The sequence below is a fragment of the Pseudofrankia coriaricola genome (assembly GCF_032027725.1).
In the GTDB taxonomy this organism is placed as follows: Bacteria; Actinomycetota; Actinomycetes; order Frankiales; family Frankiaceae; genus Pseudofrankia.
Genome location: NZ_JASNFO010000143.1, coordinates 1 through 20,050 on the forward strand (window position 1 = coordinate 1; position 20,050 = coordinate 20,050).

Annotated in this window: 17 protein-coding genes; 5 read left to right on the top strand and 12 right to left on the bottom strand. The window is 70.1% G+C overall.

The genetic code is table 11. From position 1 onward, the window contains the following. Positions 1 to 699, bottom strand: a 699-nt coding sequence (locus tag QOZ89_RS44905) for a transposase domain-containing protein (protein ID WP_312630208.1), incomplete at its 3' end; no start/stop codon positions are given. A gap of 39 nt (positions 700 to 738) precedes the next feature. Here QOZ89_RS44905 and QOZ89_RS44910 point away from each other — a divergent pair. Continuing rightward, entirely contained in the window at positions 739 to 1,044 is a 306-nt protein-coding gene (locus QOZ89_RS44910; RefSeq protein ID WP_312630209.1) for a hypothetical protein, read from the top strand. 390 nt (positions 1,045 to 1,434) lie between these two features. On the opposite strand, the gene QOZ89_RS44915 is transcribed toward QOZ89_RS44910, so the two are convergent. From QOZ89_RS44915 to QOZ89_RS44950, 8 genes are all read right to left on the bottom strand, one after another. Beyond that, the gene (locus QOZ89_RS44915) at positions 1,435 to 1,875 is read right to left on the bottom strand and encodes a hypothetical protein (RefSeq protein WP_312630210.1); all 441 of its coding nucleotides are present in this window, start codon (positions 1,873 to 1,875) and stop codon (positions 1,435 to 1,437) included. Positions 1,876 to 2,267: 392 nt separating this feature from the next. Further along, positions 2,268 to 4,064 carry a WD40 repeat domain-containing protein gene (locus tag QOZ89_RS44920; protein WP_312630211.1) on the bottom strand — a complete coding sequence of 599 codons (1,797 nt, stop codon included), beginning with the start codon at positions 4,062 to 4,064 and terminating at the stop codon, positions 2,268 to 2,270. A 687-nt stretch (positions 4,065 to 4,751) separates the two neighbouring features. Continuing rightward, positions 4,752 to 5,168: a nitroreductase/quinone reductase family protein gene (locus QOZ89_RS44925; protein WP_312630212.1), complete on the bottom strand. Its 417-nt coding sequence runs from the start codon at positions 5,166 to 5,168 to the stop codon at positions 4,752 to 4,754. Between the two features lie 15 nt (positions 5,169 to 5,183). Beyond that, entirely contained in the window at positions 5,184 to 6,095 is a 912-nt protein-coding gene (locus QOZ89_RS44930; protein WP_312630213.1) for an alpha/beta hydrolase, read from the bottom strand. A 100-nt stretch (positions 6,096 to 6,195) separates the two neighbouring features. Further along, positions 6,196 to 6,384, bottom strand: coding sequence for a hypothetical protein (locus tag QOZ89_RS44935; protein WP_071051888.1), 189 nt, complete (start codon positions 6,382 to 6,384; stop codon positions 6,196 to 6,198). Then, a complete protein-coding gene (locus tag QOZ89_RS48545) occupies positions 6,381 to 6,839 on the bottom strand; it encodes a nuclear transport factor 2 family protein (RefSeq protein WP_312630219.1) in 459 nt (152 codons plus the stop codon). Before QOZ89_RS48545 ends, QOZ89_RS44935 begins: the two co-directional genes overlap by 4 nt. Next, the gene (locus QOZ89_RS44945) at positions 6,836 to 7,741 is read right to left on the bottom strand and encodes an oxidoreductase (RefSeq protein ID WP_312630214.1); all 906 of its coding nucleotides are present in this window, start codon (positions 7,739 to 7,741) and stop codon (positions 6,836 to 6,838) included. The genes QOZ89_RS48545 and QOZ89_RS44945 overlap by 4 nt, the downstream gene beginning before the upstream one ends. After that, positions 7,738 to 8,712 (bottom strand): MBL fold metallo-hydrolase, encoded by a 975-nt coding sequence (locus QOZ89_RS44950; protein WP_083419453.1) that lies wholly within the window; start codon positions 8,710 to 8,712, stop codon positions 7,738 to 7,740. The genes QOZ89_RS44945 and QOZ89_RS44950 overlap by 4 nt, the downstream gene beginning before the upstream one ends. A 115-nt stretch (positions 8,713 to 8,827) precedes the next feature. On the opposite strand from QOZ89_RS44950, the gene QOZ89_RS44955 reads away from it, so the two are divergent. The 4 genes from QOZ89_RS44955 (at position 8,828) to QOZ89_RS44970 (ending at position 16,307) form a co-directional block, all read left to right on the top strand. Then, the gene (locus QOZ89_RS44955; RefSeq protein WP_312630215.1) at positions 8,828 to 11,494 is read left to right on the top strand and encodes a winged helix-turn-helix domain-containing protein; all 2,667 of its coding nucleotides are present in this window, start codon (positions 8,828 to 8,830) and stop codon (positions 11,492 to 11,494) included. A gap of 943 nt (positions 11,495 to 12,437) precedes the next feature. Beyond that, positions 12,438 to 13,646 carry a CaiB/BaiF CoA transferase family protein gene (locus tag QOZ89_RS44960; RefSeq protein WP_312630216.1) on the top strand — a complete coding sequence of 403 codons (1,209 nt, stop codon included), beginning with the start codon at positions 12,438 to 12,440 and terminating at the stop codon, positions 13,644 to 13,646. Next, positions 13,643 to 14,878 carry a CaiB/BaiF CoA transferase family protein gene (locus QOZ89_RS44965; protein ID WP_071051892.1) on the top strand — a complete coding sequence of 412 codons (1,236 nt, stop codon included), beginning with the start codon at positions 13,643 to 13,645 and terminating at the stop codon, positions 14,876 to 14,878. The genes QOZ89_RS44960 and QOZ89_RS44965 overlap by 4 nt, the downstream gene beginning before the upstream one ends. 169 nt (positions 14,879 to 15,047) lie before the next feature. Beyond that, positions 15,048 to 16,307, top strand: a complete 1,260-nt coding sequence (locus QOZ89_RS44970) for an ABC transporter substrate-binding protein (RefSeq protein ID WP_312630217.1) — start codon at positions 15,048 to 15,050, stop codon at positions 16,305 to 16,307. A gap of 105 nt (positions 16,308 to 16,412) precedes the next feature. Here the strand turns inward: QOZ89_RS44970 and QOZ89_RS44975 are convergent, their stop codons facing one another. From QOZ89_RS44975 to QOZ89_RS44985, 3 genes are all read right to left on the bottom strand, one after another. Further along, positions 16,413 to 17,126, bottom strand: coding sequence for a TetR/AcrR family transcriptional regulator (locus tag QOZ89_RS44975; protein ID WP_241842126.1), 714 nt, complete (start codon positions 17,124 to 17,126; stop codon positions 16,413 to 16,415). 289 nt (positions 17,127 to 17,415) lie between these two features. Further along, entirely contained in the window at positions 17,416 to 18,618 is a 1,203-nt protein-coding gene (locus QOZ89_RS44980; RefSeq protein ID WP_071051894.1) for an acyl-CoA dehydrogenase family protein, read from the bottom strand. Positions 18,619 to 18,754: 136 nt separating this feature from the next. Further along, positions 18,755 to 19,885, bottom strand: a complete 1,131-nt coding sequence (locus QOZ89_RS44985; protein ID WP_312630218.1) for an acyl-CoA dehydrogenase family protein — start codon at positions 19,883 to 19,885, stop codon at positions 18,755 to 18,757. Positions 19,886 to 20,050 lie beyond the last annotated feature (165 nt).

Genomic DNA, 20,050 nt, shown 5'->3' on the forward strand with positions numbered 1-20,050 from the left:
CAGCCCGGTCGGGGCCCGCCAGATCAGGTCGCCGCCGGTGCCGGCCGCCAGTCCCCAGTTGTCGAACGAGTAGAACCCCCGGTCGGCGGTCAGCACCTCGTCCCGCCGAAGCCGCATGAGCACCCCGCGGGCCAGCGTCCTCTCCCCGGCCGCCCAGCCACCGACCTCGGCGGCCCGGAACGCGTGCGTGCCGCACTCCGCCAACGCGACGACCCGGATCTTCGGAAAGGCCGACCGTTTCTCGCCCGAGCCGGCATAGTCGAACTCGGCGGCGTTGTCCTCGGTGTCGGGCACGTCGACCTCGAACCCGTCGACCGCGAGCAGCAGCCGGCCCCGCAGCCACGCCCCCCGCGTCGAGGGCGTCGCGACCTGGCCGGCGACCCGCTCGAACACCTCGGCCATCACCGCCCGGCCCAGCCGTTTACGCGCCTGGGTGATCCCGCTCGCACTCGGCGGCGCCCACGCCGCGTCCCAGCAGCCGAACCGGTCCAGCGACCCGGTGACCTTCGCCGCGACCTCGGCGTAGTCGTCGTCCGGGAACAGGCACATTCCCAGCGTCAGATACGACGTCACATGCGGCGGGAGCTTCCCGCCCTTCCGCCGCTCGCCGACCCCACAGACCTCGACCGCCTCATCCACCGCGTCACGCGGGACCGCCGTCACCAGCACCCCGACCGACACCTGGTCCGGGGACATCATCGAAGCCACGAACCGTGACCAAACCACCCACCAGCACAGATGCCACGCCGCCACGCCGTACCAACCCGCCGGCCAGCAACAGCGGAAGATCAGCCATCCAAGATCGACTTAAGCTTCACGGCATTGGGTCCGGACCTGCGCGTCACCCTCGTGTCGCCGGGCTTCACCGACACCGAGGGCGTCGGCAAAGGCGCGAGCCCGGAGGCGGCAGCGGCGCTGGCCCGTCAACGCGAGGAGATCGCCATGCCACCGTCCGCTGTCGCCGCCGCAGTCGGCTACGCGATCGCACAGCCCGCCGGCATCGACATCAGCGAAATTGTCGTCCGCCCCACCATCCAGTCCTGATCACAACAAGGAGAAGAATCATGTAGGACTACAGCCAGCCCTTGCGGGGCAAGGTCGCCGTGATCAGCAGGCAGTCTCCGTATTGGCGACGTTGACCTTCAGCGTCGACTTCGCATCGACGCTGGTCAGCGCCTCGCGAATGTAACGCCACCGTTACTAAGATCAGTAAAATGGGGCGCAAGAACTGGATGTTGCTGGACCGACGATCAACGCGTGTTTGATATCGTCTTACTCACGATGAGCAACATCAACTGCTGATAACCCTGGCTTTCGGACCACCGCAGTCGGGCCGAGGTCGATCTAACTACGAGATCGCGCTTTCGTCCGATGAGACGCGGATCGCGCTTTCAGAAATGCCCGCGCAGGACGGGTCCAAGCCCAAGCGTGTGATCAGGAGCGGTCGCGCGTTTCCATCCGGTCCGCCACCAGACGGGCGAAGGCGGCGGCCCGACGAGCGGCGATGGTGGCCGCGCGCGCCTCCTTGGCGCCGGGACAGCGAGCGTGCCTGGTCGTGAGGCGAGCGCGCGCGGCGACTGCGACGCGGGCGGCGACCGGGATGCGGATTCGGACATCGTCGAGGGCGCTGCGGGTGGCATTATCGGCGTCGAGGGCGGCCGCGTGGGCGGCGCTTGCCGCTCGGTCGCTGCCCGTATGGGTATCGCGGTCCTCCACATCTTGGTAATGGAGACCCTTATGTCTTCCGTAGCCGGCGTAGGGGTCGGAGTAGCGAAGGCTCATCGAGTTGTAGGCGGCGATGTACCTGGCGGCCGAGTCGGCGGCGACGTCGGCGCGTTCAGCGAGCCGTCGCAGCTCGGCGGGGTTTGCGGCCACAAGAGCGGCCCCCTCGATTGGAGGTTGTCAGCTGAATCCGTGTGTCGAACTGTACCTACACCTAATGACACCTACACAAGTGCGGAGGCACCCGAGCGGCACCAAGGGCCTTCGCCCCCGGGATGAAACGCTCCGTATCCCCTACCCCAGAGCAACTCCGGACGAGGGTTCTTGCACCGCTAGGTCTACGTTCCAGGCCAGGTGAGGCATCCGGGGGACGAGACCCATCCCGCCCTGCTCGTTATACGTGAGCGCTTGTGGGGTGACGGATTCGGGGAGCCGTGGTCCTGCCTGGTGCCGTGCCGCCTCGATCGACGTGGGGTCATCAGTGCCAGGCCTGGAAGGCGGTTGGCACCCTTGGCTCATGGTTCGCGAAGTCCGGTATCGGCTGACTATCCTCTCTCGGCGCCGTAAGGCTCGCCGACCTGGATGACGTGGCGGAAACGGTATTGCAGCACCGCCCCGAGTGCCTCCACGTGCGGTCGGAGCCGCGGCGGGAGTCCATGCGCGACGGCATCCTGGACCTGGGTCAGGTGGTCGGGAGTCGCGTCTACGAGCGGTAACTGGAAAAGGTAGGCGATCTTCAGTGCGCGCAGGTCCCATAGCTCGATGGTGCCGTCATGATACGTCCCAGCCAGGAAGGCCCCACAGGGGGATGCGGCCAACGCGCGGATTCGTTTGCCTGTTTTAATCGAAAGTAGTCTCGAGGCGCTGATCCAGTCTGACACTTCGATGTTTCCGTTCTCGGCGGCCGCCACAACAATCGCGGTCTCCCCGATCGACACAATATCCACGATCGGGCTCCTGCCAGCCACGGAGAAGGAGCGGCCCACCCCCTTGCTGCCCGAACTGAAATTGACTCCGACATCGCCCTGCCTGGTCCCGACCAGAATTTCGTCGCCTGCCGGGGCGAAAGCGATATGGGAAGGACGAGGGTCGTAGCGAGAAGAGTAGCCCTCGCCATAGCTCACCGAAGTCGCGTCGCCCAGGGCGCCGGAGCGTCCGACGATCTTTCCGGTAAGATGGTCGTACAGATGTACGCGATGGTAACCGGTGGGCAGATTGATAGAACTGGGGAGAACTGCGAGAAGGGCCGCGTCTTCGGAAACGGCGGCCATGTTCGGTAGCTCGCCGCGGCAAAGGTGCTGGGTTCTGAGCCTTCCCGTGGCTGACCATGTTTCTGTGATAACGTCTCCGTCCCGCTGCCTTTCGTCGATGAAGTCAAACCTCACCGTGACGGCCTGGTCGCCTGAGATGCGTGAGGCCGCGAGGAGGATGCCAGGAGCGTCGAAGGCGTGGACGCCGACGTCGTCGACCAGGTACACGTTGTCCCTCGCGGCAAGGACATGTCCGGCCCCGACATGGACGAGATAGGTGGGACGAAAATAGAAGGTTTCGGGCAGAGTCCTGCGCCAGGCAGCCCGCCCAGACGCAAGATCCCACAGAATGACCTGGCCGTCCGTCGTGGCAAGGGCCACCTGCAGCGCGTCCGGTGCGAACGAGACCCGGGAAACTTTGCCGACCATAACCTCACCGAACTCCTCGGCTACCACCACTCCACAGCCGTCGCCGGTAAGGTCGTCAAGCCCTCGACGATCGTCGCCGTGCAGGGAAACGAGCTCCTCGAAGAGCGCTCGGTCGTCGGATCGGCTGGGTGACCAATCCGCATCGCGCAGCCGGGCTGCCGCAAGCAGACCCCATTCGAACCGCAGGTCGAAAACGAGACTCCAAGCCTCCTGGCACCGCCCCGCCGAGATCAGCGACTCGAGCAGGTAGTCCGCCGTCTCAGCGTTGAGGTCGCGTACTCCGGCGCGCCGGTCGTCGCCGACCAGGATCTGTAGCGTGTCCACGCGTCCGCGCTGACAGGCGGCCCGAATGCGGTCCCGGCCCGACGCTGGGCGGGCGCGGTAGGCGGCGGCGAGCAGACGTCCATCCGGGTCCGACTCGTGGTAACGGTCCCACTGATCGGTCAGCACCAAGTAGGCCGCGCGGTCGGCGTCCAGCGCGGGCAGGTAGCCAGCTTCGATCGCAGCCGCCCTCGCCTCACCACCCTGGCTGAGTGCGATCTCGCACATAAGATGCTGCGCCGCCGGATCGGGTAGCGAACGCAGCGCCAGACGGATGCGGTCAGCCCGACGCGGCAGTGACTCGGGCAGCCACCCGAGAAGGACCTCCACCGTGTTCGGCATCCGCCCCCCGAGCAGGTCACCACGACTGATGGCTCGGGCAAGCCGGTCGGCGGCCCGACCAGCCCGCCGACGTCTGTAGAAGCCGTCGCCCGTGCAAACCTGCCACACCAGGCGGTCGACCGTCCGCGCTCGCACTCCTAAACCCTTCCTCATCGGTCACCCAGCCCGCGCGTCCTGTCGGCGTTCATAGCTGACGAACGTCGTCTCGACGACAGTCGGATCCTGGGCGGGGAAGCACCGGAACACACATCCTCTGACGCACTCACGATAGAACGCCCACCTCCGCAGTGAGCGCCTTGCTCGCCAAATACGTCATCGGCAGCGGCGGGGATGCGTCCACACTTCGCCCGGGCGGAGCGTCGGGAAGCGAAACGGCGGCGCCAGGCACCGCGAGGCATGGGGAGAATGCGCTGAACACGGCCACTGTGATGTACGCCGGGTCGCTGAGGATCGCGAGCGTCTCCTCGAGAAGATGATCCCCGGATTCACCGAGCCACTCGGGAGGCAGAACCATTGATCCACGATGGCCCGGCCGCGCCGGGCCTGGTTGTCCGGGGTCAGCCGCCTCGGGCCGCAGGCGACAGGCGACAGGCTCATGATCCGGATGTGCGCCGAGCGCTGGCCCCGCCGCTACCGCAGGTAGCCGTTTGCGTCGAAGCCAACTGGGACTCGAACGAGACGTGGCCGTTAACGTACGATGATGACGGCGACCGGGAATTTCCGGTCGGTTTGTTTCTCGTATGTCGCGGCGTCTGGCCAATATGCGCGCCACACGCCGTACAGCTGGTCCCAGTCGTCGTCGCGGCCGGGGCGTACCACCCGGTGGTCGGCCTGCGCCGTGTCGGCGCCCAGCTCGATGGTGACGGGGCCTTCGACGGCCTCTAGGTTGGCCACCCATTGCGGGTCCTGCGGCGCACCGCCTGCGCTGCCGCAGACGATGTACGAGTCGCCGTGGGGCGCCGCGACGAGAGGGTTGACGAACTGCTTGCCGGACTTGCGGCCGGGAGTGTGTAGCAGGAGGGTGGTCCTGCCCTCGAAAGGACCGCCGAGGACGCCGTCGTTGGCCCGGAAGCTCTCGATCATCGTGTCGTTGAACGTAGCCATGCGTTCTGCCTTTCCCTATCCGGTGACGCGTTCTGCGCTGGCAAGATGCGTCGACAGGAGTTGTCCGGCCCGGTCCAGCGCGCCGACCGCTTCGTCGAGGATCGGATAGAAGGTCTGGAAGACGTGCGGTACTCCGGGGGTGATGTCGAGGGTGACGTCGACGTCGGCGGTGGCGGCCTGTCGCGCGAGGCGGACGGCGTCGTCAAGGAGCAGCTCGTGGGTTCCGACCTGGATGATCAGCGGCGGCAGGCGGGACAGGTCGGCGAATATGGGGCTGATCAGCCCGGAAGCGGCGTCTTGACTGGCCGTGTAGTCGGCGACTCGGGTTTGAAGATTTTCTCGACTCATTAGTACGTCGACCTCCCCCTTGGTGTCCATGGTCGCCCCGGCCAGCGTGAGGTCGGCATACGGTGACATGACGAGGGCCGCGGCCGGCAGGGGCAGCCCGTGATCGCGGGCGTTGACCAGGGTGGCGATCGCGAGTCCGCCGCCGGCGGACTCGCCCGCGAAGACGATGTCCGACGGTGCGGTGCCGTTGTGCAGGAGGGCTTCGTAGGCGGTCAGGGCGTCGTCGACCGCTGCTGGATACGGATGCTCGGGGGCAAGCCGGTAGTCGACGGAGATGACCTTTGCGTGCGTCCGCCGGCCGATCTGGGAGGCCAGGTTGGCGGCGCTGACGGCGTCCCCCAGTACGTACACGCCGCCGTGAAAGTACAGGACGACATGGCGGGGTTCGATGCCGTCGATGGTGATCTCGGCAGTGGGTACGCCGCCCAGTGCGGCTGCGGTCACGGTCACGTCGGCGGGCAGTGGCTGCGCCGATACCAACTCCTTGAGCAGTCGCCGTTGCTCGATGACATCGATGCCGTCAGGGAAGGCTGACTGTCGCAGGATCGCGTCGAGGGTCTCTCGCTGCTCGGTGCTCACCGAGGATCTCCCTTCCCCTGGGATTGGCGTCAGCGCTCCCGAGGCGGCGCTCGCCGACGGCAAATCCGCTGCTGAATCTCCTGCCGGGAGGCAGGCCCTTCTAGCCTTGTCGTCCGGCAGGTGAGGACACGTCACCGGATTCCGGTGATTCGCGCGACCGGAGGCTCCGGGTGGAAGCGCGCATCCGGCCGACGGCGTCGCGGCGGTCGGCACAGTGCGCATAGGCGTCGACGAGGTCGCGGATCGCCAGCCGGTCGGCCGCTTCGGCGCCCGTGATCGGCGTGGTCATGAGCGGGTGATGGCGGCGTCGAGGGCGCCGAGGACACCGAGTTGGGCGAGGATCACGGTGCCCGACGGGTAGCAGTCGAACCGTTCGATCCTGCCGTCACGCAGCTGGAACACGTCACAGCACGGGGCGTCCATCCGGTTGCCGGTCGGTGCGATGATCCCGTCGCCGGCCTGGAGCGGCCCGTCGTGGGTGCCCTGCAGCGCGAGCTGGACGATGACCATGTCGCCGTTGACGTAGACCTGGTGGAGTTCGCGGTGCATGTCGGAGACGCCCGCCCGTAGTTGTCCAGCGGGAACGTCCGGTCCTGGCCGCGGTAGGTGACCCCGATCGACTCGTCGGTGAACGTTCCGTCGGGGGTGAACGCGGCCAGCCAGCCTTCGGTGTCTTTGGCCTCGGCGATCCGGTACGCGTTGCGGATGATCTCTTCGTTGTCCACGGTCGTCAGCTCCGTTCAGGGTCGGAAATGGCGGGTCAGTTCGGTGCGGGCCGTGTCGTCGAGACGGACGTCGGCGGCGGCGAGGTTCTCGGCGAGGTGGCCGCGGGTGCGGGTGCCCGGGATGAGCAGAATGTTCGACGCGAGGTCCAGCAGCCAGGCGAGCGCGGCCTGCACCGGTGTCGCGCCAAGCCGCGCGGCGGTCGCCGTGAGCACGGGTTCGGTGAGCAGCCGGCGCCGCTGGTCTCCGGCCAAGCCCAGTGGGCAGTACGGGACGAACGCGATGCCATGGGCCTCACATTCGGCCAGTACGTCGCGGGCAGACTGGTCGGCCAGGTTGAACAGGTTCTGCACGCACACGATCTCGGTCTGTGCCCTGGCCCGGACCAGGTGTTCCCGGGAGACGTTGCTGATGCCGACACCGCCGATGAGGCCCTCGTCGCGGGCCTGGACGAGGGCGGCGATCTGGGCGTCGAACCGCCGGCCCGCGGGTGCGGCCGGGTCCGCGATCCGCAGGTTCACCGCGGCAAGCCGGTCGATGTCCAGGGTGGTGAGGTTGTCCTCGATGTCTTGGCGAAGTTCGTGCGGGTCGTCGAAGGGCACCAGCGCGCCGTCGGTGTCGCGTCGTGCGGCGACCTTGCTGACGATCGCGAGGCTCGCCGGGTAGGGGTGCAGCGCCTCGCGTATGAGCTGGTTGACGGTGCCGGGCCCGTAGTACTGGGCGGTGTCTATGTGGTCGACGCCGGCGGCGACGGCCGCCTGCAGTACCCGGACCGCCTCGTCGCCATCGCGTGCTGCCGGTCCGAAGAACCCGTCGCCGGCCAGCTGCATCGCCCCGTACCCGGCTCTGCGCACCCGCCACGGGCCGAGCGGGAAGTACCCGCCCAGGTCCGCGGTGCTGGCTCGGGCGCCGGGTGTGGTCACGGGTGGACCTGGGAGCCCGCGCCGAGGTCCAGGCGCATCGACTGCAGGATCGTGAAGGTGGTGCTGGTGGTGAACGCCGGCACGTCCGCGGCCGCGAGCACGCCGGTGTACTGGGCGATGATGGGTGCGGCTGCCTTTGCTGTGACGGCGTCGAGGTAGCCGCCGACCGCCGCCCACACGTTCGCGCCGTACCTCACGAAGTACGGTGTCGGATCCACCGATCCCAGCGCGGCACGGCAGCTGTCGACAATGTCGGCGATGTAGCGCTGGTGCAGGGCAATGTCGTCGCGGGTACCGAGCCGACCGAGGTGCCCGCCGATGTAGTGCGTCCATGGATAGGACAGAGCCTGGGCGGGGGCGTCGAGATAGCCTGGAACGTCCTCGCTGAGGTTGAGGTTGTAGATCGGTACCCAGCCGATGTTGACGATGTCGATGAGCATCAGCGCGTCGTGGTCCGGGAAGTGGATGAAGATGTTGTCCGGCGAGTGATTCGGGCCGTGAAACGCCAGCTCGACTCGCTCTCCGCCGACCTGCAGCGTGTACCGATCCTCAAAGGTGACCTCGGGCGCCGGGCGGGTCGGGTCGTTGTCGCGAAGCAGCAGCCGCCGCGTCTCGACGTGACCGATGCGGACCACGTCGTCGCCGAACAGGTCCGCCGCCCCAGCGTGGTCGGCGTGGTGGTGGGAATACACCAGATGCGTCACCGTGTTCGGGACGCCTTCGGCCGCGGTGATCTCATCGACGGCACGACGCAGGTTGTGTCCGATCGTCGGTGGGGCGTCGAAGAGCGCCACCCCGTCGCGGGTGGCCAAGAACGCGCACTGGTAAGTGCCGTCGGTCACCCAGAACAGGTTGCGCTGGACTCTGCCAACGTAGAAGCCGTGGTCGTTGAGGGCCGGGCCGAGCGCCAAGTCCGGGACCGGCGCGTAGTCGGGCAGCGGCTGGGGTTCGTCGGTGGCGGCTGATGTCATCACGATCTCCGCTCAAATTCGCCCGGCCTGACTGGCCGGTCGCTTGAGCGTTGTCGCCGACCGGATGACCGGTCGTCACCAGATTCCGGTGATTCGCGTGCGATAGGCTGACACGGTGCCACGTTCAGAGGGCACGCGGATGGCCGCGTCCACCACGGTCGATCCGCCACACGCCCCTGGACCAGGGCTGATCAGCCGACCCGGTCTGCTTGCCGCACTGGACCGCGCCACTGAGCGTCGGGTAACGGTCATCTCGGCACCCGCCGGCAGTGGAAAAACGTCGCTCCTGCGGACCTGGGCCGGCCACGCCGCGACAGATCGCCGCATCGTGTTCCTGACCGTGCGGCCGGGCCAAGCCGACCCGCACCAGTTCTGGCTCGCTCTGCTAGCCGCGATCCGGGCGGCGTGCCACGCAGACCCGCCGTCGCCGACACCGGACTTCGACGGTCCCACGATGGTCGCCCAGGTTCTGGGTGAACTCGCCGCCCTCGACGGTGCCACCGCACTGATCATCGACGATCTCCACGAGCTGCATTCGACGTCCGCGATCGAGCATCTCACCGAACTGCTGGCGAACCTTCCCGCCGCGGTGCACGCGGCTGTCGCCACCCGACACGACTCGCCCCTGCGCCTGCACCGGCTGCGTCTGGACGGGGAACTCGCCGAGATCCGCGCCGCGCAGCTGACCTTCACCGCGAGCGAAACCCGTCAGCTACTCTCCGCCGCCGGCGTCGACCTACCCGAGCGCCTCGTCGCCGTCCTGCACCAGCGGACCGAGGGCTGGGCCGCAGGCCTTCGCCTGGCCGCGCTGTCCCTGTCCGGCAACCCCGATCCGGCCGGGTTCGTGGCGGAGTTCTCCGGCACCGACCGCACCGTCGCCGAGTACTTGATGGCCGAAATGCTCGACCGGCAGCCGGCGGACGTCCAGCGGCTGCTGCTGCGCACCAGCGTGCTCGACCGGATCAACGGCGAGCTGGCCGATCTGCTCACCGGCGCCACCGGCTCAGAGGGGCTCCTGCTCGACTTGGAGGACACCAACGCGTTCGTCGTCTCCCTCGACCCCGGCCGCACCTGGTTCCGGTTCCATCACCTAGTCGCCGACATGCTCGCCCTGCAACTGCGCCGCACCGAACCCGGCCAGGTGCCCAAGCTGCACCGACTCGCCGCCGGCTGGTTGACCGAGCGCAACCACCCCGTCGAGGCCATCGGCCACCTCCAAGCCGCCGGCGACTGGAGCGCCGCAGCCCGGCTGCTCACCGACCACGCGCTCAGCCTCACCCTCGACGGCCACGCCGCCACCGTGACCAGCCTGCTCCAGGCGTTTCCTGCCCCGATCCGCGACACGCATCCGGATTTGGCGCTGGTGGACACCATCGCCGACCTCGACCGGATGCGCCTGGACCACGCCGCCGCGCACCTCGACACCGTGCGCACCTACGCCGCAACGTCCCCAGCGGTCCACCGCGACCAGTTGAACCTGGCGATCGCGTCGCTGGACCTGCTACTCGCCCGGCTCCGCGGCCACTTCGACGGTGTCATCGCCCAGATCGACACCCTCTCCAGCGCCGGCACCATCGGTGGCGGCCTCGCCCTTGGCGCCGACCTGCGGGCCCTGGCCCTGATGAACCTCGGCGTCACCGAAGCCTGGTCGCTACGGCTGGCCGACAGCGAACGACACCTCCGCGACGGCGCCGCCCTCGCCCACGACATCAACCGCCCCTACCTCGAGGTCGCCTGCCGCGCCCACCTCGGATTCGCCGCGATCGCCCACTCATTCGGCCAGGCCCGGCAGCACTGCGAGGACGCCATCGCCTTGGCCGCCCGGCATGGCTGGGCCACCGCACCGGTGATCGCACCGGCGCTGGCGACACTCGCCGGCACCCTCATCTGGACCGGAGAACTCGACCACGGCCGGCAATGGCTCGACCAGGCCCGGACCGCCGCCCACGGTGGCGGCGAACCCGGCCTTGAAATCCTGCTGCACCTCGTCGACGGCGTCTCGTATGCCGCACGAGGCCAGCACCCGCAAGCCCTCACCGCATTCACCACCGCCGCACGAGTCCAGACCCGCATGGCGGGACGGCACGGGCTTACCACCTGGGTCACCGCCTGGACGATCGCCACCCAGGCCCGCCTCGGACTGCTCGACCAAGCCGCAGCAACCCTCGCCACCGTCGACCCCGACCTAGCGGCCACCGGCGAAATGCGTAACGCCACCGCGGCGCTGCACCTTGCCGCCCACCAACCCGACGCCGCCCGGCACGCCCTCCGGCCGGTACTCGACGGCACCGCACCGGTCAACCCCTACCTCACCCGCGTCGAGGCCCACCTCCTCGACGCGCTCGCCCACCGTGACCTCGGCGACCTTCCCGCGGCTCGCGCCTGCGTCGAGCAGGCACTCGAGATCGCCGGACCCGACCGGCTGATCGCGCCGTTCTCGATGACCGGGGCATGGCAACTTCTCGAGATGGCGCCCTCGCGTGCCACCGCCCACGCCGCCCTGATCGCCGACATCCGCGACGCCGTCCACGGCACGACCCCCGCGACCCCCGCCGTCGCGCCGGGGCAGCCGCACGAGCAGCTCAGCCCCAGCGAACTGCGAGTACTGCGGTACCTGCCCACCAACCTCACCCGACCTGAAATCGCCCACGAACTGTCCGTCTCCGTCAACACCATCAACACACATATCCGCCACATCTACACCAAACTCGGCGCCACCGGCCGCTCCAGCGCCGTCGACCGCGGCCGTGAACTACGGTTGTTAGCCACGGGCCACTCCTAAAGAGAACGAGCCGCCGCACCGTCCGGCTACTCTCATCGCCACCGGCGCGCGTGACACCGCAAGCGGCCACGAGGTCTTGAGATCAAGATGAGACGACTCTCCCTTGAGGAATCATTTCGTCGATTGCAGAAATTGCGGCAGGCGGTCGAGGCGGGTGGGGGCTCGAATCCGCGACCGGAGAGTCATGAACCGGTCGGGTCCGCCGGAGGCTCAGCGGGGGAGACCGACACCGCGCTCGGCGATCGCGTTGCGCTGGATCTCGTCGGTGCGCCGCCGAGGCGCAGGCCGGGGCGAATAGCAGCCGCTCGATGTCGGCCCCGGGGCGGAGGCGGAGTGGCCCGCCGCGATCCTGGCCCGCGGCAGGTCCAGCGACGGATGGACAGCCGCTCGCGCTCCCGCTCGGTGGCAGGCTCACGTCACGTGTCCCGGTCAGGACGTGCCGGGTCGACGGGTGCACCGCCGAGGCCCTCGGCATGGGTGCACCGCCGAGGCCCTCGGCATCCCGGCGGGCGGCTCGCTGACGCTGCGCCCGGGCGGCAAGCCGGCGGTCGGCGCGGCGCTGGACCGGTCGCCGCTGGCAGCGCGTGAGCCGTCGCGCGTGACCGATCGCGGGTGAGCCGGCTGCCCGTCGCCGACGCCGAGCACACCTGGTCACCGGGCCCCTGCCGCCCCTTGCCGCCGACCGCTGCTGAGGCCGCGTCCCGGGAAGCTGGCTGCGCCAAAGGGCGGACATACGCCGCGAATGGGGCGGAGACCTGGACTTTTCTGTCAAGCGCTTGATAGAAACTGTCCTCCGCGGGTGCTCCACCCGCTCAGGCACCTACCCAGGAGGCAGCGAGTGGTCGGATCGTCGTCGCGGCCCGCCGCCGGCGGGCTGGTCGATCGGTGGGCCGGGTGCCCGGCTGATCTCGAAGCAAGGTCGACGGCCTTACGCCGGATCCGCGTGTGCGACCTGTCCGGCCAGCTGGCCGGCGCCGGGGCGACCAGGATCCTCGCGGCGTTCGGCGCCCAGGTGATCCGTGTCGAGGACCCGGCGACCAGGGGCGGCTGGGACATCGTCCGCGGCGCCCCGCCCTACCGTGACGAACGCCGCGGCATCGAGTTCGGCGGCGGCTTCAACAACCACAACACCGAGAAGCTGGGGATCACGCTCAACCTGCGCACCGAGCGCGGCCGTGACCTGCTCACCCGGCTGATCGCGATCTCCGACGTCGTGACCGAGAACTTCGCCGGCGGGGTGTTCGCCAGGCTCGGCTTCCCGTACGAACGGCTCCAGGAGATCAGGCCCGACATCGTCTACGTCTCCCACAGCGGGTTCGGCGCCACCGGTCCCTACCGCGACTTCCGCACCTGGGGGCCGATCGTGCAGGCGGTGAGCGGCCTGACCTTCACCGCCGGCCTGGAGGGGCAGCCGCCGGCCGGCTGGGGCTTCTCGTACATGGACCACATGGGCGCCTACGCGATGGCGATCGCGACGCTCGCGGCGCTGTGGCACCGCGACCAGACGGGCGAGGGGCAGTGGGTGGATGTGGCCGGCGTCGAGGTCGGCCTGAGCCTCACCGGTCCCGACATCCTCGACCACCACCTAAACGGGCGTACCCCGCGAGCGCCGGGATCCGTCGACTCCAACCGCGGCGGCGCCCCCGCGATGGCACCGCACGGGATCTACCCCGCGCTGGGGGAGGACCGCTGGATTGCGCTGGCCTGCCGCGACGACCTGGACTGGCGGCGCCTCGCGGACGAGATCGGCCAGCCCTGGGCCGTGGGCGCCGAGCTGGCGACGCTCGCCGCCCGGCTCGCCGACCAGGACGCGCTCGACGCCCGGCTGGCCGCGTGGACCGCCGGACTCGACGGCCAGGAACTCGCGGACCGGCTGGTGGCGGCCGGGATCCCCGCCAGCCCCGTCCGCACGCCGGCCGAGCGGATCGACGGGGCGGCGGCGACACCCGACTGGGATCTCTGGCCGACCGTCACGCATCCCGACATCGGGCCGATGCGGGTCGAGGGGCTGCCGGTGCACCTGTCGGAGACCGACTGGTCACTGCGTCGCGGCGCCCCGCGCCTCGGCGAGCACAACCGTTTCGTCCTGGGCGATCTGCTCGGTGTCGACGAGGCCGAGCAGGCCGAGCTGACGGCCGAGGGGGCCGTGTGACCGGCCCGCTGCACGGCCTGCGCGTCCTGGAGATCGCCGGGGAGTTCTCCGCCTACCCGGGCAAGGTGCTCGCCGACCTGGGAGCGAACGTCGTCGTGGTCGAGCCCCCCGGCGGGTCTGCGACCCGCGGCTGGGGCCCGTTCGCCGGCGACCTGCCGGCGCCCGAGGCGAGCCTGCACTGGCGGCACTACAACACCTCGAAGCGAAGCGTCCTGCTCGATCTGGGCGACGGCACGGGCCGCGAGCGGTTCCGGGTGCTTCTCGCCGACTGCGACGTTCTCCTGGAGGGGCTGCCGGCGCGGGACACCGGCCTGCTCACGCTCGACCCGGCGACCTTCTCGGACGAGTACCCGTCGCTCGTCTGGGTCTCGGTAACGCCGTTCGGGCGGCGCGGGTCGCCCCCCGACGTCCCGGCCACCGACCTCACGCTGATGGCCGGCGGCGGCCCGGTACACAACTGCGGCTACGACGACCACACGTTGCCGCCGGTGCGGGGCGGTGGCGGGCAGAGCGCGCACGTCGCGGGATCCTTCGCCGTCACGGCCGCGCTCACCGCGCTCCTGCACCGCGCGGTGTCCGGGCGTGGGCAGCACGTCGACGTCAGCGTCGACGCCGCGCTCAACGTCTCCAGCGAGCTGGCCACCACCCAGTACCTCACCGACGGGGGCATCGTCGAGCGGCAGACGGGCCGGCACGCGATGGTCGGCGGCAGCGCTCCGACGCAGGTCCAGGCGGCCGACGGGCACCACGTCGTCCTGGGGTTCCCGCCGCGGGCTGCCGAGGACTACGCCTCGATCGTCGAGTGGGTCGACCTGGTCGGGCTGCGCGACGAGTTCCCCGACGTGGTCCTGCTGGAGCTCGGGGCCGAGCGCGGCGGTGTGGCCGTCATCGAGCTCGCGACCGACCCGCTGGCGCAGGAGATCTGGAACGCCTCGCGCGACGCGATGGTTCTGCTCGCCCAGCGCCTCCCGGCGTATGACTTCTTTCTGGGCTGTCAGCGCCGCGGCATCGTCGCGGGATTCGTGGCGTCGCCGGAGGAGGCGGTCGCCGACCCACACCTCGTCGCCCGGGGATTCGCGACCGAGGTGACCGATCCGTATACGGGCCGAGTCGAGACCCATCCTGGGGCGCCGTACCGGTTCAACCATACCGCCTGGTGCATCTCCCGACCGGCTCCCCGGATCGGGGAGCACACCGAGAGTTTTCTCAAGACGGGTTGGAACGAGGACTGACGGCGCGTCTGCGAATCGGCGCTTCTGGGCCTTTCCCGATGCCTCCGAAGAAAGTCGCGCCTCCAATGCCGGCATTCACCACCGTGACAAGAGGAGAAGAACCATGAGAGATATTGGGATCTCGCGTCATCCCGCGGGCCGCCGACGAGCGGGCAGACGCCCAGCCGGGATGACGTTAGCCGCCGCGGCGGCCCTGGCCGCGAGCCTGTTCCTCATCACCGGCTGCGGTGGCGGTGGCGGTGGCGACGACGGCGCCGGCGTCGCGGCCTCGACGGCCGCCGCCGCGGCCGCCGCCGACGTGCTCGGTCCGGCCGCCGTGGCGAAGGGCACCCCGGTCCGGATCGGCATGATCTCGGACGGCAAGGGCCCGGTCTCGGACCTGTCCTACGAGGGGCGCGTCGCCGACGCCACCATCAAGTGGCTCAACGAGCACCGTTCCGGTATCGCCGGCCGGCCGATCGAGCTGGTGAAATGCGATGCCCTGGCGGATCCCGGCAAGGGCACCGACTGCGCCAACCGGATGGTCGAGCAGAACGTCGTGGCCGTCGTCGTCGGCTCGTCCTCGGTCGGGGAGAGCATCTGGACACCGCTGCACCAGGCGAAGATCCCGCTGATGTTCGCGAACACCTCCGCCTCCGCGGCGCTGGCGGACACCCAGTCGACCTTCGAGCTGACCGACCCGTTCTTCGGTCAGATCGACCTGCCGATCCAGCAGGCGAAGGACAAGGGCCTCAAGAAGGTGACCGCGGTCGTGATCGACGTGCCCGTCGTCTCGGACTTCTACAGGTCGGTCGCGCCGTCGAAGTTCAAGGAGAAGGGAATCGACCTCCACGTCGTCGCGGTCCCGCCGGGCACGGCCGACATGACGCCGCAGCTGCGGGACATCGCGACCGGCGACCCGGGTGTCGTGTCGATCATCGGCGGCGACGCCTTCTGCATCAGCGCGCTCAACGGCCTGCGCGCGGTCGGGTACACCGGCCCGGTCGTCGCCCTGGCACTGTGCATCACCGATGCGACGCGCAAGGCGGTGCCGGCCAGCTCCCTCAAGGGCCTGCGAGTCTCCGCGACCGCGCCCGTCGGCACGGACAACCCGTCGACCCGCCTGCTGAACGCCGTAGTCAAGACCTATGGCCACGACATCGACGTCAACCGGCCCGGCACGATGAGCATGTTCACCGTGGTCGCCGCCTTTGGCGCGGCGGTCGAGGGACTCACCGGTGATGTCACGCCCGCGTCGATCACCGCCGCCATCAAGGCGATGCCGGAGAAGGACCTGCCGGGTGCGGAAGGCCTGCGTTTCCGGTGCAACGGCAAGGCGATTCCCGACCAGCCCGGGGTGTGTGTCCGGGGCGGGCTGGTCGCGACGCTGAACGACAAGGGCGAGCCGGCCGGGTTCACGTCGGTCGGAGTCTCACCGATCGGGAACTGAGCCGGTAGCCGATCGAGGGCCGAGCCGGTCGCCGTTTCGGCGGTGACCGGTTCGGCCGGCCGTCGCGCGGGGCCGGTCGTCTCGCCCGCCGGAGAACGGCCGACCCTACTTCGCGGAGCGGTCCATGACCGGGCCGACGACGGCCGCCTCGCGGCCGCGAGGCGCGCCTCCCCGCCCGGACGCGCCCGCCGTGGCCGTGGTCGGGACGCCGCCGGCCAACACGTTCGTGACGGTGTCGGTCAGCATTATCAGCAGATGTCCCTGGGTGGTCTCGACCTGGGAGCTCACCCATTCGGCGACACCGCCGTTCCCGGTGCCGAACAGGACCAGCACCAGCGCGCACGCCACCCGGTAGACGCGTTCCGCCTCACCGACACCCGGGGTGAGCGGGGTGAGCAGCGCCACGACGGCCTCGCTTTGTGGCGAGGACCTCGAGTTCACAAGGTGCCGGAACTCCGGATCGTTCATCAGGGCGACCAGGAAGGGATGGTAGTACCGGCCGGTCTCGTGTTCGGCCATCTCGGTCGCGGCGACCACCATGGCATGGGCGATGTCGCGAATGGTGATGTCCCGGTCCGGGACGTTCACGGCGAACAGCCGCTCGATTTCGGCGCGGAGCTCCTCGGTGCGGGCGTCGACAATCGCGAGCACCAGGGTCGCCTTGGAGCCGAAATGATAGTGGATTGCGTCCCGGCTGATGCCGGCCTCGGCCGTGATCTGCCGGGTCGAGGTGCGAGCGATTCCCTGACTCGCGAAAAGCCGCTCCGCCGTCCGGAGAAGCAGATCCCGCGTGTGGATGCCGCGTGCGTCCTTGCGCACGTCCGGACGAGCAGGAAGCCCTGACATAAATGCCGAGTATACCGGAGCGGTTCTCGTGTCCATCCTGTTGTCGGCGCCGCCCTGGATCTCCCCGCCGAGGCTGGCTCCTCCCGTCCGGGCCAATCGCCGGCAGGACGAACGGGATTATCACGTTCCATCCGGTCCATGGGCTTTGCCCCACCCGCATGGGGAACTGGATGGTCACCACCAGGCCCAGGCCCGGCGCGAGTCGCCGCGCACCCGGCCGGGTGCGCGGGGCGGGTGTTCCCGGTCAGGCCCGACGGGCGGCTCAGCGGGGGAGGCCGAGCCCCCGCTCGGCGATCGCGTTGCGCTGGATCTCGTCCGTGCCGCCGCCGAGGCGCAGCCCGGGGGCGAACAGCAGCCGCTCGATCCACGGCGCCGCGACCGGGTCGTCGACGGTCGTCGCCGCCATTCCGAGGATGGTGGTCGCGGCGTCGGCGCTGAGCCTGGCGTGCTCGGAGTAGAGCAGCTTCGTCGTCGGCCCGCCGGCCGGCACATGGTGGCCGGCCGCGATCCTGGCCCGCAGCAGGTCAAGCGTCCGCTCCCGGATGACCGCCTGGGCCAGCAGGTCCCGCACGGCGGGGTCGTCGGCGCGGCCGAGCCGCTGGGCGAGCGCGACGAGCTGGGTGGCGGAGCGGGCGCTGGTGCCGCCGCCTATCGCGGCCCGCTCGCTCGCGAGCATCGTGCGCAGCACTGCCCACCCGTCGCCCAGGCCGCCGATCAGCCCCGCCGCGGGGACGGCCACCTCGTCGAGGAAGACCTCGTTGAAGTGGTAGCCGCCGGACATCTGGCGCAGCGGGCGGATGTCGACGCCGAGCTTCGCGAGCTCAAGCACGAAGCAGGACAGGCCGGCGCGGCCGTCCTCCCGGCGGCCGGTGCGGGCGATGAGCAGGGCGTACTCGCTGCAGCCGGCGTTGGACGTCCACACCTTCTGGCCGGTGACCGACCAGCCGCCGTCGTCCCGCGGCGTCGCCTTCGTCTGGACGCTGGCGAGGTCGGAGCCTGCGCCCGGCTCGGAGAGCAGCTGGCACCAGCTGTGCTCGCCCCGCAGGACGGGCGGGAGGTAGGTGGCCCGCTGTTCGGGGGTGCCGTGGGCGAACAGCACCGCCGGGACCATCTCCAGCCCGACGGCGAACATCTTCGTCGACACGCCCCACCTGGCCTGCTCCGCGGCGACGACCTCGTCCTGCCAGGCCGGCGCGCCGCGGCCGCCGCACTCGGCCGGCCAGGACCGGCCGGCCAGGCCCGCGTCGAAGAGCCTTCGCTGCCAGGCGCGGGTCACGTCGATCGCGCGCTGCTCCTGCCGGCGGTACTCCTCGGCCGTCCGCGCGCTGACGACATGGACGGCGGAGAAGTCCTCCGGCGATCCCTTACGCGGCGCGTTGGCGGCGAACCAGGCACGGACCCGGTCCTGGAACTCGGCGCGCCCTTCGACGGCACCCTCGGGTGCCGGTACGGCTGAGGTCGGCATCAGGTCTTCGCCTCCACGCGCGTTCGTAGCCGGATGCCCGGGCCACTCGGACTTTCCACCGTCATTCGGGACCTTCGCTCTTGCTCGGCCGCTCGACGCGACTCGGGCCGCTCGATGCCACTCAGATTGCTCAGGGTCACTCGGGCTGCTCGGCGAGCACCTGCCGGGCCAGGCGCTGCCGGTGGTCCGCGGCGTTGCCGAAGAGCTGCCGCGAGCTGTGCGCCCGCTTCAGGTAGAGGTGCGCGGGGTGCTCCCAGGTGAAGCCGATGCCGCCGTGTACCTGGATGTTCTCGGTGGCCGCCGTGACGTAGGCGTCCCCGCAGCAGGCTTTGGCCAGGCTCGCCGCCAGTGGCAGGTCGGGCGGGCTGCCGGCCGCGGCCCACAGCCCGTAGCAGGCGGCCGAGCGCGCCGTCTCGACGTCGAGATGGATGTTCGCCAGCTTGTGTTTGACGGCCTGGAACGAGCCGATCGGCCGGCCGAACTGGACCCTGCTCTTCGCGTAGCCGACGGCCATGTCGAGGACCCGTGCCGCGCCACCGACCTGCTCGGTGGCGACGGCGACCGCGGCCAGGTCGAGCACGCGCGCCAGCGCCGGCCAGGCCGCGCCCTCGTCGCCGAGCAGCCGGGCCGGGGCGGCGGTGAAGGTGAGGTCGGCCTGCCGGCGGGTCTGGTCGAGCGTGGCCCGCGGCTGCCGGTGCACGCCCGGGGCGTCGCCGTCGACGGCGAACACGCTGGTCCCGGCGTCGGTGCGGGCGGCGACGAGCAGCAACGCCGCGAGGTGCCCGTCGAGCACATGCGCCTTCGTCCCGGTGACGGTCCAGCCGTGCGCGCCGCGGGCGGCCGTGGTGGTGACGGCGTCGGGGCCGTCCCAGCGGCCGGCGGCCTCGGTGAGCGCGAGCGTGGCGATGGTCGTCCCGGCGGCGATGCCGGGGAGGTAGTCGGCGCGGGCCTGCTCGTCGTCCAGCGCGAGCAGCGTCGAGGCGGCCAGGACGACGGTCGACAGCAGCGGCGCGCACAGCAGGGAGCGTCCGGCCTCCTCGAGCACGATGCCGAGCTCGACGAACCCGTAGCCGGCGCCGCCGTGTTCCTCCGGCAGCGTCAGGCCGGCGACGCCGAGCTCACCGGCCAGCCGCCGCCAGGTGTCGGGGTCGTAGCCGTCCGCCGTCTCCATGAGCCGGCGGACCTCCGTCTCCGGCGACGTCTTGTCGAGGAAGTCGCGCACGGTCCGGCGCAGCTCGGCCTGCTCCTGGGTGACAGCGAGGTCCACGTGGTCTTCTTCCTCCGAAGGCGACGACGGCGCTGACGCACGGACCGCGCGTCGCCCGCGGTCACGGCCGTGGGCCCGCCGCGGCCGGGCTCGGGTCCTGCCGGCGAAGCCGAGAACGCGGGCTGGGCGTGCCCACGATAGACGGTGACGACCGTCGATGTCGAC

Excerpts from the sequence above, each read along its gene's own strand:
- QOZ89_RS44910 (WP_312630209.1), top strand. The coding sequence starts at position 739 with ATGCCACGCCGCCACGCCGTACCAACCCGCCGGCCAGCAACAGCGGAA.
- QOZ89_RS44920 (WP_312630211.1), bottom strand. The coding sequence starts at position 4,064 with ATGCCGAACACGGTGGAGGTCCTTCTCGGGTGGCTGCCCGAGTCACTG.
- QOZ89_RS44925 (WP_312630212.1), bottom strand. The coding sequence starts at position 5,168 with ATGGCTACGTTCAACGACACGATGATCGAGAGCTTCCGGGCCAACGAC.
- QOZ89_RS44935 (WP_071051888.1), bottom strand. The coding sequence starts at position 6,384 with ATGACCACGCCGATCACGGGCGCCGAAGCGGCCGACCGGCTGGCGATC.
- QOZ89_RS44950 (WP_083419453.1), bottom strand. The coding sequence starts at position 8,712 with ATGACATCAGCCGCCACCGACGAACCCCAGCCGCTGCCCGACTACGCG.
- QOZ89_RS44970 (WP_312630217.1), top strand. The coding sequence starts at position 15,048 with ATGACGTTAGCCGCCGCGGCGGCCCTGGCCGCGAGCCTGTTCCTCATC.
- QOZ89_RS44980 (WP_071051894.1), bottom strand. The coding sequence starts at position 18,618 with ATGCCGACCTCAGCCGTACCGGCACCCGAGGGTGCCGTCGAAGGGCGC.